Origin of the sequence: Chloracidobacterium sp. (genome assembly GCA_016720705.1) — a bacterium.
Classification (GTDB): Bacteria; Acidobacteriota; Blastocatellia; order Pyrinomonadales; family Pyrinomonadaceae; genus OLB17.
Window position 1 is genome coordinate 37,646 of sequence record JADKKB010000002.1, and the last position, 16,226, is coordinate 53,871.

Annotated in this window: 13 protein-coding genes; 9 read left to right on the plus strand and 4 right to left on the minus strand. The window is 51.6% G+C overall.

The window, feature by feature from the left end:
* Nucleotides 1–83 precede the first annotated feature (83 nt).
* The 8 genes from IPQ00_02515 (at nt 84) to IPQ00_02550 (ending at nt 10,492) form a co-directional block, all read left to right on the plus strand.
* Complete coding sequence (locus IPQ00_02515; protein ID MBL0239439.1) at nt 84–1,247, plus strand: VCBS repeat-containing protein; 1,164 nt, start codon at nt 84–86, stop codon at nt 1,245–1,247.
* A 675-nt stretch (nt 1,248–1,922) separates the two neighbouring features.
* On the plus strand, nt 1,923–6,482 hold the full coding sequence (locus IPQ00_02520) for an RHS repeat protein (GenBank protein MBL0239440.1): 4,560 nt from the start codon (nt 1,923–1,925) through the stop codon (nt 6,480–6,482).
* Nucleotides 6,479–7,024, plus strand: a complete 546-nt coding sequence (locus IPQ00_02525) for a hypothetical protein (GenBank protein ID MBL0239441.1) — start codon at nt 6,479–6,481, stop codon at nt 7,022–7,024. Before IPQ00_02520 ends, IPQ00_02525 begins: the two co-directional genes overlap by 4 nt.
* A 43-nt stretch (nt 7,025–7,067) precedes the next feature.
* Entirely contained in the window at nt 7,068–9,044 is a 1,977-nt protein-coding gene (locus IPQ00_02530; GenBank protein MBL0239442.1) for a hypothetical protein, read from the plus strand.
* Nucleotides 9,041–9,478, plus strand: coding sequence for a hypothetical protein (locus IPQ00_02535; protein ID MBL0239443.1), 438 nt, complete (start codon nt 9,041–9,043; stop codon nt 9,476–9,478). Before IPQ00_02530 ends, IPQ00_02535 begins: the two co-directional genes overlap by 4 nt.
* A 17-nt stretch (nt 9,479–9,495) precedes the next feature.
* Entirely contained in the window at nt 9,496–9,702 is a 207-nt protein-coding gene (locus IPQ00_02540; protein MBL0239444.1) for a hypothetical protein, read from the plus strand.
* Nucleotides 9,703–9,762: 60 nt separating this feature from the next.
* Nucleotides 9,763–10,035, plus strand: a complete 273-nt coding sequence (locus IPQ00_02545; protein MBL0239445.1) for a hypothetical protein — start codon at nt 9,763–9,765, stop codon at nt 10,033–10,035.
* Between the two features lie 85 nt (nt 10,036–10,120).
* On the plus strand, nt 10,121–10,492 hold the full coding sequence (locus IPQ00_02550) for a transposase (protein ID MBL0239446.1): 372 nt from the start codon (nt 10,121–10,123) through the stop codon (nt 10,490–10,492).
* A gap of 234 nt (nt 10,493–10,726) precedes the next feature.
* Here the strand turns inward: IPQ00_02550 and IPQ00_02555 are convergent, their stop codons facing one another.
* The 4 genes from IPQ00_02555 to IPQ00_02570 form a co-directional block, all read right to left on the minus strand.
* The gene (locus tag IPQ00_02555) at nt 10,727–11,482 is read right to left on the minus strand and encodes an IS110 family transposase (protein ID MBL0239447.1); all 756 of its coding nucleotides are present in this window, start codon (nt 11,480–11,482) and stop codon (nt 10,727–10,729) included.
* Complete coding sequence (locus IPQ00_02560; protein ID MBL0239448.1) at nt 11,482–11,793, minus strand: hypothetical protein; 312 nt, start codon at nt 11,791–11,793, stop codon at nt 11,482–11,484. Before IPQ00_02560 ends, IPQ00_02555 begins: the two co-directional genes overlap by 1 nt.
* Before the next feature lie 931 nt (nt 11,794–12,724).
* Nucleotides 12,725–13,507 carry a S8 family serine peptidase gene (locus tag IPQ00_02565; GenBank protein MBL0239449.1) on the minus strand — a complete coding sequence of 261 codons (783 nt, stop codon included), beginning with the start codon at nt 13,505–13,507 and terminating at the stop codon, nt 12,725–12,727.
* Between the two features lie 31 nt (nt 13,508–13,538).
* Nucleotides 13,539–14,315 carry a GAF domain-containing protein gene (locus IPQ00_02570; GenBank protein MBL0239450.1) on the minus strand — a complete coding sequence of 259 codons (777 nt, stop codon included), beginning with the start codon at nt 14,313–14,315 and terminating at the stop codon, nt 13,539–13,541.
* Nucleotides 14,316–14,488: 173 nt separating this feature from the next.
* Here IPQ00_02570 and IPQ00_02575 point away from each other — a divergent pair, with 173 nt between their 5' ends.
* Entirely contained in the window at nt 14,489–16,216 is a 1,728-nt protein-coding gene (locus IPQ00_02575; protein MBL0239451.1) for a S41 family peptidase, read from the plus strand.
* Nucleotides 16,217–16,226 lie beyond the last annotated feature (10 nt).

Sequence of the window (16,226 nt, forward strand, 5' to 3'; positions counted from 1 at the left end):
AATGTCAGGGGGGGGATAGAGTGTCGGTGTCTAAACGAGACACACATATCCCCGGCGCCGCTTAACCACATAAGGAGTGCTGTATGTCCAGATCCTCACGGCCCGAAGAAGCGAAACAGGCTTCAAACTCTGAAATAAATGCGTCCGCAGATACGGGTATCGTCAAGAGACCGTTTGGTCAATGGTGGAAGATCGGCATTATCGCCTTTCTGGCGATCGGCGTTTCGGGTGCTGTTCTGAAATACCTTGACGAGGATGCAAGCAGGCAAAAGCTTATTCCGGCAAAGGATCGCTCGGCCCTCTCGAGCATCAATCCGTTCATACCGGCACCGACGGCGACACCGACGCCGCAATTGTCGAAAGAGTACATCTACGCGGGCAGTCGAATGCTTGCGGTGGCCGATGCCAATGCCAACGAGACGCCGCCGGCTGATCTGGCCGTATGGCGGCCTTCGAGCGGTGTCTGGTATGTGTACAATCTGGTGACGACGGCGTGGACATCCTACACTTGGGGCAACAGTTCGGACATTCCTGTCCAAGGCGACTTTGACGGCGACGGCAAGACGGACTTTGCGATCTATCGCCCGTCGGACAACAACTGGTGGATCACTACTTCGAGTAACAGTAGTTACTATTCGACAACGTTTGGAGCAAGCGGCGATGTTCCCGTTCCGGCGGACTATGACGGCGACGGCAAGACCGACATTGCGGTATTTCGCCCCGGATCGTCGAATGCCAATTGGTACGTCTATCAGTCTTCGACAAGCTCGACCGTGCAGACGCAATACGGCCTTTCGACCGACAAGCCCGCTCCGGCTGATCTGGACGGCGACGGCAAGGCCGACCTGACGGTCTGGCGTCTGAGCAACACGACCTTTTACACACTACGGAGCAGCGACACTACCACCCAATCGGCAGTAATGTCATTCTCAGGTTACACGCTCACCTCGGGCGACAAGGTCGTCTCAGCCGACTTCGACGGTGACGGCAAGGCCAATTACGCAATCCGCAGCGGATCAAGCTGGCTGATGCTGGATTCGGCGTTCGCCAATATGACGGTCGTCACACCGAGCGGCGACCAATCCTCAGACATCCCTGTCCAAAACGACTTCGACGGCGATGGCAAGGTCGATATCGCTGTCTGGCGGGACTGGTACATACGCAAATCGGGATCGTCCAACGCCCTCCGCGAAGAAGCCTGGGGCACCTCCGGCGATACACCCGTCCCATCACTCTGGAGAAGATAAAGGAGGCTCTCAATGAAAAAACTCACACTCTCAATCATCATCCCAATAATTGCGATCCTTCTTCTTGTCTCTACCGGTTTGCCACAAGAGAAGACTGCGATAAGTGTCGATCAATCTCTTAAAAGCAACGGTCGGGTCAATCCGGTCTCGCTCGCTCTAGAAATGCAGATTCCGCTGGCCGCCTATCCAGGCAGGGGAATGGGCCTCCCTGTCGGTTTAAGCTATTCGTCTAAGCTCTGGAGGATGTCAAGTCGGATTAGCTATCCGAATTCTCCTAATCCTTCGGGTTGTCATTCTGTTAGCGCGGCGGAATATAGTGAAACTTCGGCATCTGGGTGGACTTCGACTCTTAGTGTTCCGTACATGGAATATACCGGAGTAGATAATCTATACAATTTTAATGGAGATCCCGCGGGCGATTCAGGTGGATGTGGTGGATCCGGTGTTGATGCGACTAAAATGGTCAGACGCATTACGATAAATATGCCCGATGGTTCCTCTCATGAACTGAGACCAGATGACACGGTTGTGAATATTACCACCTCGCTCGGAGCGGCAGCCTTGGCCTCACTTTACGGAGACACTCATTTTTATTCGACAGACGGCTCAAATCTGATTTATTTCGAAGACACCACGCATGGCAAATATATCCTTCTAATGCCGGACGGAAGTAAGATGGAGTTCCAAACAGGCCTTTCCGTATTAGGCTCGGGCACTTCACCTGATAGAACTGTCAGATACGCAACGACCTTAACGGATAAGACTGAATTGAATGTCATTACTTATCACTTAGGAACGGGATCAGGTACGTACCCGAACGGGTCTATTACGGACACATTAGGACGCACGATCCCGATTCCGTTGGCGCGCAAAGCTCCAGCTTCTCCTACCACCGATGAAGCGCCGCAGTCCTATGTAGTACCTGGTTTCGGTGAAGATACGCTTACCTACAAGCTTCATTGGAAGAAATTACAGGATACAACTGCCGAAGAGAGCGGGCTGACAAACTATTCCGATCAGCTTTGTTATCGTTCGCCGGGCGACCACTATTCTGGTGCTCCACAGGTTCCGACGGGAGGATGCACGCTTTTTAACAATGGCGACATTGTTCCAAGCTCTTACGTTGTTACTGATATCGCCAATGGCGTATTCAATCCGATCGTGTTAACAAAGGTGGAATTGCCCGACGGTCGTTTCTATAAATTTTCGTATGACAAATATGGGCAGATGGACAAGATCATCTATCCCACAGGTGGAATTGAGACGGTTACTTATGGCACGGTACCGTCACTTGCACCACCAGACGCTTCGTCGCCGTATGACATCACCGCACAGGCGAACTTGGGCGTTACTACTCGCAGCGTTTACGAATCGAGCGGCGCGACTGCAATTAATTGGACCTATTCCGCTACCGGAGGTTATACAACGCCTATTTCGTCGTTAACCGGCCTACGGGTTAGGACGATAAATCCCGACAGTACAAAGCACGATCGATTCGTATTTCGGACATTCGGTAATTGCTCGGGATGCAATGATCCCGCTAACAACACCTATGCTCTCGGTACTTTTGGATATGACACCGGATTGGCGGGAATGACATACGAAGAGTCGGACTACACATCCGCAACGACCGACACGTTAATTTCTACCACGAAAACTACATGGGAACTTACAGGTTTTACTATTTCAAACGGGACAGCGGCACATGACGCCGACTGGCATCCAAGAGTAAGTAAGGTCGAGGGAATTGTATATGACGTCGGAACATCATCTGCACTGTCCTCAGCGGTCACAACCGACTATGACGGTTCAAGTGCAAGATCGAGCGCACTTAATCCTACGATTACGAAGCAATACGGGTTTAGCACGACGATCGGTTCGCTTGGCAGTCTTGAGAAGTCAGTTGAGACGCAGTACGTTGTCGGCACGACCTATGACGCAAAGAACCTTAGGAGTTTGCCGTCCCTAGTGTTGACGCTCGATGCGTCCAATAACATAAAGTCCAAATCGATCATGAACTACGATGAGTCGGGCTACGGAGTCTCGGGCAAGATCGGATTTCCGACACGCACGCTCAACTATTACGACATAGCGAGCAATCTGTATGTCGATTCCTGGATAACCTACGATGTGTACGGCAACGTAACTGCGATTAAGGATGGCCGGGGTAACGTCTCGACTGTGACCTTTGACAGCACTTATCATACGTATCCGGTTTCGACGACAAGTCCTGTTCCCGATTCGACTGGCACACACGGTTCGAGTACCGCATTTACTACATCGACGACCTACGATACATCGACCGGTTTACCGACCTCGACGACTGATGTAAACGGGCAGACAACGACTATGTCGTATGCTGATCCGACCACGTCGATCATCGATCCGTTGCTGCGGCTTCGAAAAGTAACAGAGCCGAACGGCCGACAGACGATAACGGAATATGGAGCAGGCACCAGTGCGTCCACGAACTGGGTCAAGGCCAAGTCGCAGATCGATGACACCAAATGGAAGGAAGGGTATAGTTGGTTTGACGGGCTTGGACGAACGATTCGGAGCCAATCGGTCGATACCGCGGGCGATGTGTTCGTGATAACCTGCTACGACAATATGGGTAGAGCCGCGAAAGCAACCAATCCGTTCCGAGGGTTTACCACTCAGGACTGCTCGACGACAACGGGACTCGATTGGACGACGAATACATTTGACACAGCGGGCCGCCCTTGGAAGGTGACGACGCCGGATGGTGCGGTTGTCCAGACAGACTACTCGCTCGCCACATCCGGCAGCGAGATCGGTACGGCAGTTACCGTCACGGATCAAGCCGGAAAGCTTCGGCGTTCGATAACAAATGGATTGGGCCAGCTTATAAGAGTTGACGAACCGGACGACAGCAGTTCGACGGGAGATTTAGGTGCGATTTCGAGTCCTAATCAAAAGACGACCTACGCATACGACACGCTCAACAATCTGACCACGGTCAATCAGGGAGCTCAGACGCGGACATTCGCTTACGACGCAACATCGCGTCTAACTTCCGCCGCTAATCCAGAGTCCGGTACGATCGGCTACACGTATGATGCGAACGGCGGTCTAGCAACCAAGACCGATGCCAGAGGCGTCAAGACGACCTACACCTACGATGCACTCAACCGCGTAACCAATCGAGCGTATTCGCTGACTGGTTCAACGCCGTCGAACTATCAGGCAACGCCCGATGTCGATTACTACTACGACAGCGTGACAAATGCGAAAGGGAAATTGACAAAAGTATCTTCGTCCACCTCGACAACCGAATACACGTCATTCGACATCTTAGGAAGAGTGACGGCTAGCAAGCAGACAACCGATGGTGTCGAATATGGGGGAAGTGGCTCTCCGGCCGCTATGACCTACACATACAATCTTAGCGGTGCGTTGATGGAAGAAACTTATCCTTCTGGTCGTGTTGTGAAGAACGAATTGGACGTAAGCGGTGACCTGAGTCAAGTATCTAGCAAAGAAAACTCATCAGCAATATTCAAGACTTACGCCAATGATTTCACCTACAGCGCTGCTGGAGCGGTGACTTCGTTGAAACTCGGTAACGGCAGATTCGAGTCAACGCAGTTCAATTCACGCCTCCAACCAACGCAGATCGCTCTTGGAGCCTCGGTTGGTGATACGGGTTTGTTGAAGTTGGCTTATGGATACGGAACAACTGCAAATAATGGGAACGTTTTGACGCAGGACATTACGGTGAAGCGTCCGGGGACGAGTGATCTTGTTTTCAATCAGACCTATACGTACGACGAACTGAATCGGCTGAGAGTGGCTGAGGAAAAGACTGGTTCGACGACCAATTGGAAGCAGACTTTCACGTTCGACCGATACGGTAATCGGCGTTTTGATGAAGCCAATACTACAATGCCCACGTCATTCGCAAACCAGGCGTTGACGAATCCGACGATCTCGACGAGTAACAATCGTCTGACTTCGACAGGCTGGACGTACGATGCCGCAGGCAACACAATCGGCGATCCTGATGGCCGCAGTTTCACCTACGACGGCGAGAACAAACAGGCTGAGGTCAAAAACTCGTCAAACGTAAGCCTCGGCCAATACTCGTATGACGGCGATGGGAAGCGGGTTAAGAAGGTCGCGGGTGATGAGGTGACGATCTTTGTGTACGACGCGAGCGGAAAATCTATTGCGGAATATTCGACAATCGTGGCTTCGGTCGAAGATGCAAAAGTCGCGTATCTAACCGCCGACCACCTCGGCTCCCCACGCATCAACACCGACCGCGACGGCAATGTCACCGCTCGCCACGACTACCACCCGTTCGGCGAAGAAATTCTCACGACTCAACGCACAACCGCCCTAAATTACGCCGCTGATACGGTAAGAAAACAATTCACCGGCTATGAACGGGACCGGGAGACGGAGCTCGATTTCGCTCAAGCGAGATATTTTGCATCAGGATTTGGAAGATTTTCAAGTCCAGATGACTTCCTAAATGATACGGACCCACCAGATCCGCAGGGTTGGAATCTCTATGTCTATGTAAGAAACAATCCGCTTCGGCTTGTTGATCCAGATGGTCAGATTAAAAAAGATAAGAATGGAAAGGTGATCTTTGACAAGACTGACGAGGTCCAGTCTGAGTTTTATAATCAACCGGTACTCGATAGCTCCGGGAAGCAAATCGGAACGATTAAGATCACATGGAAGGCCGATCGTGGGCACATCTACGCGGACGATGGGACCAAGATTGAGGCATTTAAGAACGGAAAAATGGAAGTTACCGTTACAGACGCTAGTGGAAACGTTCTCTCTGCCGAGTCTCAGGCATTAGAAAAGGACTTACAGGCAAAGGGATTCAACAACACCACGGATTGTCACGGTAATACCTTCGCTAACGGTGAGGTATGGATAAACGACAACCAAGTGGAAAAATTAATGAAGGGGGATGGCTACGACATAAAGAATCCTACCTCAAATCCGCAACCGGGTGACGTCGGCATATACTCCACCGACGGATCACTCAAGAATACGCGGCACAGTGTCTTAGTGAATGTGACAGGAACGGATGCGGCAGGAAGCACCGATGTTTTCAGTGTAATAAGCAAAGGTGGAATTACACCAAAGGTTGTCACTACTCCAGGGCCGGGGCGAGGCACCGCGTGGAACGATCCAAACGCCAAACTTCAGTATTACTCTAAGCGAACGAATGCGGCGGGGAAAAAACCATGAATACAATCAAGACAAACCGGACCCATGCGATAATGAAGATGGTGGGCTTTTATGTCCTGTTATTCGTATTGGTCTACAGCAACACTATGATGGCTGAAGCGCAGATGAAATCGAACTGCTGCAATTATTGGAAATCGAAGGTTTCTGAGGCAATTCCGACTCCCGAGCGATCGAGCGAAAAACATAATTCAGAGTCCGAGAGCATACTTGCTGCAATAGAGTGTTTGCTTACGATGGAAGGCGACAAGAGTAGAGCGAGATTTAGTGGAGCCACCCGCTTTGATACGTCTCAGACATTTGAACCGGCGACATCGGACGTTGGGGCACTTTACTACATATCCTTCCTATACCTAAAAAAGTGGGATCATTCCAATGCCGTAGCTCTTGTCGATAAAGATAACCGCTTGAACCATCCCGAGTCAATTTCCATCGCCTACCGGGCTTATCGTAAGTGGTTCAAAAAAATTAAAGACGAAGGGATCACTAAGGCACGGGAACAGAAATTGGATCCGCTGGAAGGTACTGGAATACGATGGTACTAAATTATTCTCTACGGAATACACTGCGTTTGACATCTTAGGACGTGTGACGGCTCACAAACAAACAACCGACGGAGCGGCTTACACAACCGGCTACGCCTATAACCTTTCGGGTGCGTTGATCGAAGAAACCTACCCAAGCGGGCGGGTTGTGAAGAATACGTTGGATGCGGATGGCAGTTTGGCACAGGTGCAGAGCAAGAAGAATTCGTCTGACTTCTACCGTCCTTACGCGTCGAATTTTGCATACAACGCTGCCGGTGCGGTGACGAGCATGAAGCTTGGGAACGGCCGTTGGGAGAACACGGCGTTCAACTCTCGGCTCCAGCCGACGATGATCGGTCTTGGCAACGGCCCGACGGGTCAGGGCCTTCTAAAGCTTGAGTACGAGTATGGTTCGACCGCTGCGGTGAACAACGGCAACATCACAAAGCAGACGATCACTGTTCCCGGTTTTGCTCATCCGTTTGTTCAGACGTACACCTACGACGAACTGAACCGTATCTCGAACGCCGAAGAAGCGAGCAACTCAACTCAGACGTGGGAGCAGACTTTCACATACGACCGTTACGGCAACCGCAACTTTGACGAGGCGAACACGACTACACTGCCAAAGAACTGCGGGACATCGCCGAACTTCACGGTCTGCACGGCTGACAAGAAGATGGTGGATCCGGCTGTGAACACCGCAAATAATCGTCTGAGTACGTCCGACGACTATGCTTTCGACACTGCGGGCAATACGACCGACGACGCCGAAGGCCGGACGTTCGTTTACGATGCCGAGAACAAGCAGATCGCTGTTGCTGACGGCAACGGCACGATCGGCGAATATTTCTACGACGGCGACGGCAAGCGTGTGAAGAAGGTCGTTCCCTCGACCGGTGAAGAAACGATCTTTGCCTACGATGCCGCGGGCAAACTGATCGGCGAATACTCGACGATCCTCCAAACCGGCTCGAACGCAAAGACGGTTTACACAACAAACGACCACCTGGGCAGCCCCCGCATCAACACCGACGCCACCGGCCAAGTCACCTCCCGCCACGACTACCATCCCTTCGGCGAAGAAATTTATACGGCCCAAAGAACAACCGGATTAAACTATTCTGCGGATTCTGTCAGGAACCAATTCACCGGCTATGAACGTGACGGAGAGACGGGTCTCGATTTTGCCAAAGCTCGAATGTATTCGAACAAACTTGGACGGTTTATGACGACCGATCCATCAAGGAAAAGTATTGATATGGTAAGCCCTCAGACATGGAATCGTTACTCATATTGCTACAACAATCCATTAACCTTAATTGATGAAAATGGTAAATGGCCGACAGGCACTCATAATAGAATTCTTGCCAAAGCTCTTGACGGAATGAGAGATGATGCACCTAAACTGCTCGCAGCGGTACAGAGCGGTAGCAGGAAAGTCGACCGTGATGGCACGGACGTAAAAACCATGAAAGAGTCAAATGCGCCTCAACATGCCATGACACCGGCAAGTTACATTACGGCTTCTTGTAACTTGGATTGTGCAAAAGGAATGGCTCGTCAAGCAGCGTACGATTTTGTCGCAGGAAATCTTAAGAGTGCCAAAGCCGAATTCGATAAAGTAAAAAACATGGCTGATGGAGACGCAAAGTTTGAAGGAATTAAAAAATCCTTGGAATTTTTTGGAGCAGCTACACATGCGATAATGGACAACCGCTCCCCAGCTCATAGTAATTTCCAAGTTTTCGATGGCAGTGAAACTACTAAAATTGTTGCGGGAACAGTTATAGGCGGTGTATTGGGTGGGCCAATTGGAGCGGCCGCCGGAGCGGCAGTTGGAGGACGAAATACCTTGGCCCATATTAATACCGAATCTAGAGACCCGACGGACGATGAGCAAAACGCTATGGAAGATGAAATTAGAACGGCTTTCCAGCAAGTGTACGGACAAGACTCGTACAATAATTCCGTATCCGAATCACAACGAAGAGAAACTGCAGGAAGGCAAAAATCGAAAGATATGCTGATACCATGAAAAGATTATTAGCGACAATTTTGTTGATTCTGAGTCTGGTTATGATTGGCCTCATCCATTTTGAAACGGTTACCGTTCCAAAATGGAGAGTCAAAGTAGTTGATTCAAATGAAGTTCCAATGCCAAAAATAGAGCTTGTTGAATCCTGCGAAAACTATACGCTATCTGTGGATCCGTGTCTTGATGCTCCAGACCGGCTTTTAACGACAGATAAAAATGGAATTGTAGCATTTTCGGAGAGACGCGTTCGAATGAATTTATGGTTAAGGGTATTCAATTCCGTGATCAACTTTTTATTGATTCTTACTCATGGTAGTTACGGAACTGATGCGTATGTATTGGCATCGGGTTCTAATGCTGAGTTACGGTTTGATCCGAATAAACCGCAACCCCAAATTTTAAAGTTACCTGCTGTCGGTAGCCCGAAAGAATGAGCTAAGGCAATGCGATAATGCAATTCTGTTCCATAAAAACCGACGCCCGTTATGGAAATCGCAACTCTAACGAATCGCTAACGACAATGCCCGCATCGTTCGCAAATCCTGCGGTTACGAATCCGACGATAAGCACCACAACGAACCGGATCACGGCAAGCGGCTGGACATACGATGCCGCAGGCAACACCCTAACCGACGCCAACAGCCAAGGCTACATCTAGGGGAACGGGGTCAGACATGCGATCGTGCGATTCGTGAAGTTGTGGTAGAGTGCTTGTCAAATGGCAAGGAGACCTAGGGTTGAGATCGAGGGCGGGCTTTATCACGGAAAGAATAAGCGTATCATTACAGCAAAGGAGGTGTTCATACTGTTCGGCAAGGAATCAGGTGCGACCATCACCGAGATGTCCGGGATCGTCGGCCTCGACCAGTCAAACGCCGGCCGCCGATTCGACGCCGCGAGACAGAAATGCAAGACCGATCCGGAGTTCGAAAGCACATCGAAGAAAGTTCAGGAGAAGTACAAACAAAGAATCGCACAATCGCATGTCTGATGCTATGAAGTGTTGACCTCGCGGGAGTCGAGTTTTTGTGTAAACTCGAATTCTGACAAAAGAATAACAACCCGCGAGATCAACAATGGCAGTATACATTGGGGTTGACTTTCATCCATATGAGCAGACGCTTGCTTTTGTGGATGAAGCGGATGGAGAGATCAGATATAAGCGGTTTCTTCATAGCGATAAGGCGGGGATAAAGGCGTTTTACCGCAAGTGCGGAAAGGACGCGGTTATTGGAACGGAGGCCACGGGATCGCTGTGGTGGTTTGAGAAGTTGCTCTTTGACAATGGAATGACGCTCAAGATCGGAGACCCTAGGATGATCCGTCGAGCAGCATTATCGAGACACAAGAACGACCACAGGGATGCGGAGACGATCCTGGATCTATTGATGCGCGGGACATTTCCGGCGATCACGCCGAGGGAAGATTGGGGGTCATCTATGAAGTAAGTACTCAAGTCAAGCGCACGGGTATTATGGCATCTTTGGGATGCGATTGGTGCGTTTGATTGGGTGACAAAAGAGAACAACCGGCGCCTCCATTATTAGTTAGATTCTTTCAGATACGCACCGCTGTAATTAGCGAATGCCATCATCTATTCGTGCACAGCTTCGTTCGAGCGGCTGGCTACATGAAACCTGATCGGCTCATCTCGAACTATATCGAGATGGCTGGCCGTACCATCAGACCTTCAGAGACTGAGCGGGTTTCCCCGTCACCTCTCCTGACCCCTCGTACAAACCAACTTCGCCCCGCCGTGTAAACTCCTCGTAGCTGATATTGTCACGAAGCATGACATAACAGTTAATGAGAAGCTTACGGGCCGCTGCAACTTTTGCTTTCGGGCGGCCTCTACGACGGCTAACCTCGGAATAGAACTTCCGTATCTTCTTATCGCGACTTGCCTGGGCTGCCTGCCCGAGCAGGTACCTTGCGAGCCGCGAACCTCGCTTGCTGATCGAACCGATCCGCCTCGTCTCGCCTGAGCTTTTCTCCAACGGGTCGAGTCCTACAAATGCCACGACCTCTTCCTTACGGCGAAAGCGTCGAACATCGCCGAGCGTGTGAACAAGTGCCATGGCGTTGATCAGCCCGATGCCGGGATGCGTCATTAGCAATTGAGCACGCTCTTCCTTATTCGCCTCTTCCTCGAGCCTCGCCTCCACGGCCTTGATCTGGCGTGTCAGCTCGTCGCAAAGAACAAATCGAGAGCTGACCAGAAGCCGCTCGACCTGTGTCGTCTCAACCTCCTCGATCTTCTTTCTCGCCTTTACCGCCGGCAAACGGAACCGTGGCAAGCCCTTCGATCGTGCGAACGCCTGCAGCTGATTCACCACCGATGTCCGCTTGCTCACCAATGAGTGACGATAGTTCAGCAGATCGAGCATCTCTCGGCTCTGCTCGTTCCTCGGCGTGATCGCCGGAAATGTCCCGCGCATCAATAGATCCAGGATCGTCTCCGCATCCCGTGGTCGTTCTTGTGTCTCGATAATGCTGCTCGACGGATCATCCTAGGGTCTCCGATCTTGAGCGTCATTCCATTGTCAAAGAGCAACTTCTCAAACCACCACAGCGATCCCGTGGCCTCCGTTCCAATAACCGCGTCCTTTCCGCACTTGCGGTAAAACGCCTTTATCCCCGCCTTATCGCTATGAAGAAACCGCTTATATCTGATCTCTCCATCCGCTTCATCCACAAAAGCAAGCGTCTGCTCATATGGATGAAAGTCAACCCCAATGTATACTGCCATTGTTGATCTCGCGGGTTGTTATTCTTTTGTCAGAATTCGAGTTTACACAAAAACTCGACTCCCGCGAGGTCAACACTTCATAGCATCAGACATGCGATAGTGCGATTCTCTTTCAAACCCATACTGCTCGACCGTTTGACCGATCCGGGTCGGCGTGTCGATGCAGCGATGCGGGTCACGACTTCGGTACTGTGATCATTCATTAAACTTCTCCGGACATTGACCTTCTACTTCGATGCGATGAATTGAAAGCGTGATGTCTTTTGGCCCGTTCGCCGTCCGTGGGGTTTCGCTCAAAATTATCAGATTCCCCTCCTTACCAAGGAGGGGTGGCAGTGGCCGTCTTTTGGCCGCTGACGGGGTGGTTCTCTCACGCATTTCACGCTCCACACTCAAAGGACTCGACAGACTCCATAGGGCGTCAACCAAGCTGAATTCCTGATCGACGCTTGAGAACCACTCCGTCATCCCGATAGAAAGCATCGGGATGCCACCTCTCCTTTGTAAGGAGAGGAGTTTTTCAGACCATAGCTGATCTTTCGTGACGGGCGTTGCATCTATGCGACATTACTGTATCCCTGCAATTTATGATATAATTTAAATATTCAACAGATCTTTGAAAACCCAAGACGGAGGCAACGCCCGTTCGGGCACCAGCACCACGTGAGTACTCGGGAGAAATGGCGAATAACGAATGTCGAATACGGAATAGCAACAGTCGCTGTTTGTAACCGAAAGAAAAAGGGCAGGTTTAGCGGAAAACAGCCGTGCCATTTTTGAAGCGGTGTTACTTGCACAACGTAAAAATGGCACGATTTGTCGCTGCAAATGCTTTGGTAACAATCGGTTACAAGCGTCCCGCGTGTGCAAAAATGGCACGATTTATGGCACGAATTTTGGCACGGTCGAGGCCATACGGCACTACGTAATTCTACTCACCCGAATTTTCGCGGGCTATCGCGTAAAGAGCGGACTTGACTTGAAACGGAGTGAGATTGGGATACCCTTCGACAAATCGTGCAACTACGCCGCTGATATGCGGGCAGGCAAAGCTGTTGCCGGTCAGGTTTCGATGTCCGCCGCCAAGCCACGACGTGCGTACGTTTACCCCCGGCGCCGTGAGTTCGATGATCTGACCATAATGAAATCCGAATTTGAGCGGATCAGTTTCCTCGCTCTTTATCACCGAGATCAGCGATGACGAGAATACGGACGGAAAGCTCGGTTGCGGCAGATTGTTGGCCGCAGCAACGACGATACATCCTGCTTGGTACGCCCGATCGAGCATATCGTGCAATGGGGCAAAAAATTGCGGCTTGGTCGTACCCAAACTTAGATTTATGACCTTGTAACGTTGCTTGATCGCATATTCGAGACCTGCGATAAAAACCTGGCCATCACCGAGTCCACCGGCACCGAGGACCTTGATACTGGCAAATTTTGCATCGGGTGCGATCTTAGCGACTATACCCGCACACGCAGTACCGTGCCCTGCCGAATCACCCTCGGCCGACGGATCGAAAAAGACCCGATTCCCTTCCACACGGGCGTCGACCGACTCGATCACTTTGCCCTTTAATTCGGGGTGATCAGCATCGATGCCGCTATCCACGATCGCCACGGTCACGCCCCTGCCGGTCGCATCGCGCCAGTCGTGCCGCGGCTTAAAGTACCCCGACATTGTGGACATAAATTGTGATTCATCGACCGGCATATGATCGTTTGGACGACACGCTAAGTAAATTTCAATAGTTCATAAAGCTCGTCGAAGCTTTTGTGTCCGAGTACCGAAGTATCGTCTCCAGCAATTCGCGGCAAAGTTTGCGTTCGGCGTCGCCAAGCGATGCGACCTCGCGGACCAGGACCGAAAGGTCAAGACGCTCGCGGCTTTCGCCGGCATCCCGCAACTCCGCGACCCATTTGCGCACCGACGAAAAATCCATAACGCCGTCATTGCTCAGAACCTTATCGCTCAGGTCGCTGAACAAACGAGCCGAGTGGTAGGCATTGACCATAGCCGCGATCGCATCTGCGTAGATCGCTGCCCGGTCCATCTCATCCGGAGTAAAAGGGTTAAATGGCGGGTCGCCCTTGCGATTGATATATTCGAGCACCCCGATCACTTCGCCGCCATACCTCAACGGTGTGGCGAGTATCGTCTGGGTCGAAAAGCCGGTCGCCCGATCGACCTCGGCGTAAAAGGTATTGTCGTCGCCGACATCCGTGATGGCCATCGGTTGCCCCGATGAAAGCACAAAGCCGGCGATGCCCTTTCCGGACGGCACGGTCATTCCGATCAGACGATCGGCCACACGCCCGATCGCGGCCAGGAATCGAAGATCGCCGCCACTGCCCTCTCGTACCAGCACGGACGCTTCGTCCGAGTTCATACTCGCCGCCGAGGACACCAGCAGTTCGTTGATCGAACTCGTGAACGGTTCGGACATCAACCTTGCAATATCGATCGTCTCGATCAATTGCTGAAGTTTGGCGGATAGCCCGCGATCGTCGAGTTCGGACATAGGTGCATTTTGAATCAAATCGTAGGCATTATCAAACGTTCAGTGGGTTAATAAATTTACTGGAATCTACGCCCCTTTCGTTCTTTTAGCTATGCAACTTGTAACGAGACGGAGATTGTCAGCACGTCGTCCTGCCACCGACCGGCGGACCGTGTTAGTGCGGTGTATTAAGTATGAGGCGATCCATTTGGATTCTTTGCGTTTTGGCTATCGCGTTGCCCACCGCGCTGACCGCCCAACGGACACTTTTATCGGCTCCGGGCAAAGGCTCCGATCCCGATCCTTTTCGGATAGCTGCAGGTTCTACATTTTCAGCCTCCGCCCCGTCCGGACACCGTGCCGAAATTGCACTTGCTGCCACTACCGAGCGACGGCAGATCGTCGAGGAACTAGACGAGGCACAGCGACTGATACAGGGCAACTATGCCGGTGGCCCAAAGCCGCGCACCGAAGAACTGACGCGATCGGCACTGACCTCTCTGCTACATCAACTCGATCCGCATTCAAACTTTTACGATCGATCGGAGTGGAAAGCTCTGCTCGATGAACAGCGGAGCGGTTATGCCGGCATAGGTGCGTCACTATCGACTTTTGCACGCAATTCGAGCGTCGATACCTATATCGTTTCAACATTTGAACGAACCCCCGCACGACTTGCCGGGCTGCATTTTGGCGATCGGATCGTTGCAATAAACGGCACCAACGTCGAAGGCCGATCGACGGAAGAGACGCGGGACAAGATCCGTGGGCCGATCGGTACAATTGTCCGGATCACTGTCGAACGCCCGGACACAGGTCAGCGGGAGACCGTCACCGTCAAGCGTGCGATCGTAGAACAGCCATCGGTACCGGATGCCTATATCATCAAGCCGGGCGTAGGTTACATAGACCTTTCCGAGGGCTTCAGCTACACCACGGACACGGAATTCGGAAACGCTCTATTAAAGCTGAAACGAGCGGGAATGACGTCGGCGATCGTAGATCTACGCGGCAACGGCGGCGGACTAGTGGACCAGGCGGTAAAGGTCGCCGAACGCTTTCTGCCAAAAGGCACGCTGATAGTGTCCCAACACGGGCGGACGTCGGCGGACGACCTGGAATGGGTTTCTAGCAATACGGCGGCCGAAACTATGCCGCTTGTCCTATTGGTTGACGAAAATACGGCATCAGCATCCGAGATCGTCGCCGGTGCATTTCAGGACCGCGACCGGGCTATCATCGTCGGCGAGAGGACGTTTGGCAAAGGACTTGTCCAAAACGTCATCGACCTACCGTTTAAGACAGGGCTCACATTGACTGCCGCCCGATATTACACGCCATCGGGCCGTTCGATACAGCGCGATTATGAACAGATCAGCCGTTATCAATATTTTAGTCACCTGACCCCGTCAGCCGATATCGGCCTGCCGTATTATGAGGCAAAAACCCTTACGGATCGCCGCGTCTATGGCGGCAACGGGATCTCGCCTGACGTTTCCTCTGAGCCGGTTCTGATGAATGCGCAGCAACTCGCTCTGCTCGATCCGATATTCGCCTATGCAAATGACCTTATAAACGGCCGAGTGCCCGGATTTGAATCATACGCACAATACCGGACGCGTCAGTCGTCAAACACACTCGATCTATCGGCAATGGATTTGTCCGACGAGTTGATCAGCAAACTGGGCATTTACAAGACCGCTGACGGTGCTGCAATATCGCCGAAAACCATTACTCGCGAGATGGATTTCATACGTTCCAGACTCCGTCATCATCTTGCAACATCCTCGGTCGGATCCACCTTAGCAAAACGCGTTTTGAACGACAGCGACCCGCAAATAAAGGCGGCGATAAGGGGTCTTCCCGCCGCCGCCGAACTCGAGCGTGCAGCCGAAAAAGCGATACGCTCCGGCCGCAAATAAAAAAGGCTCT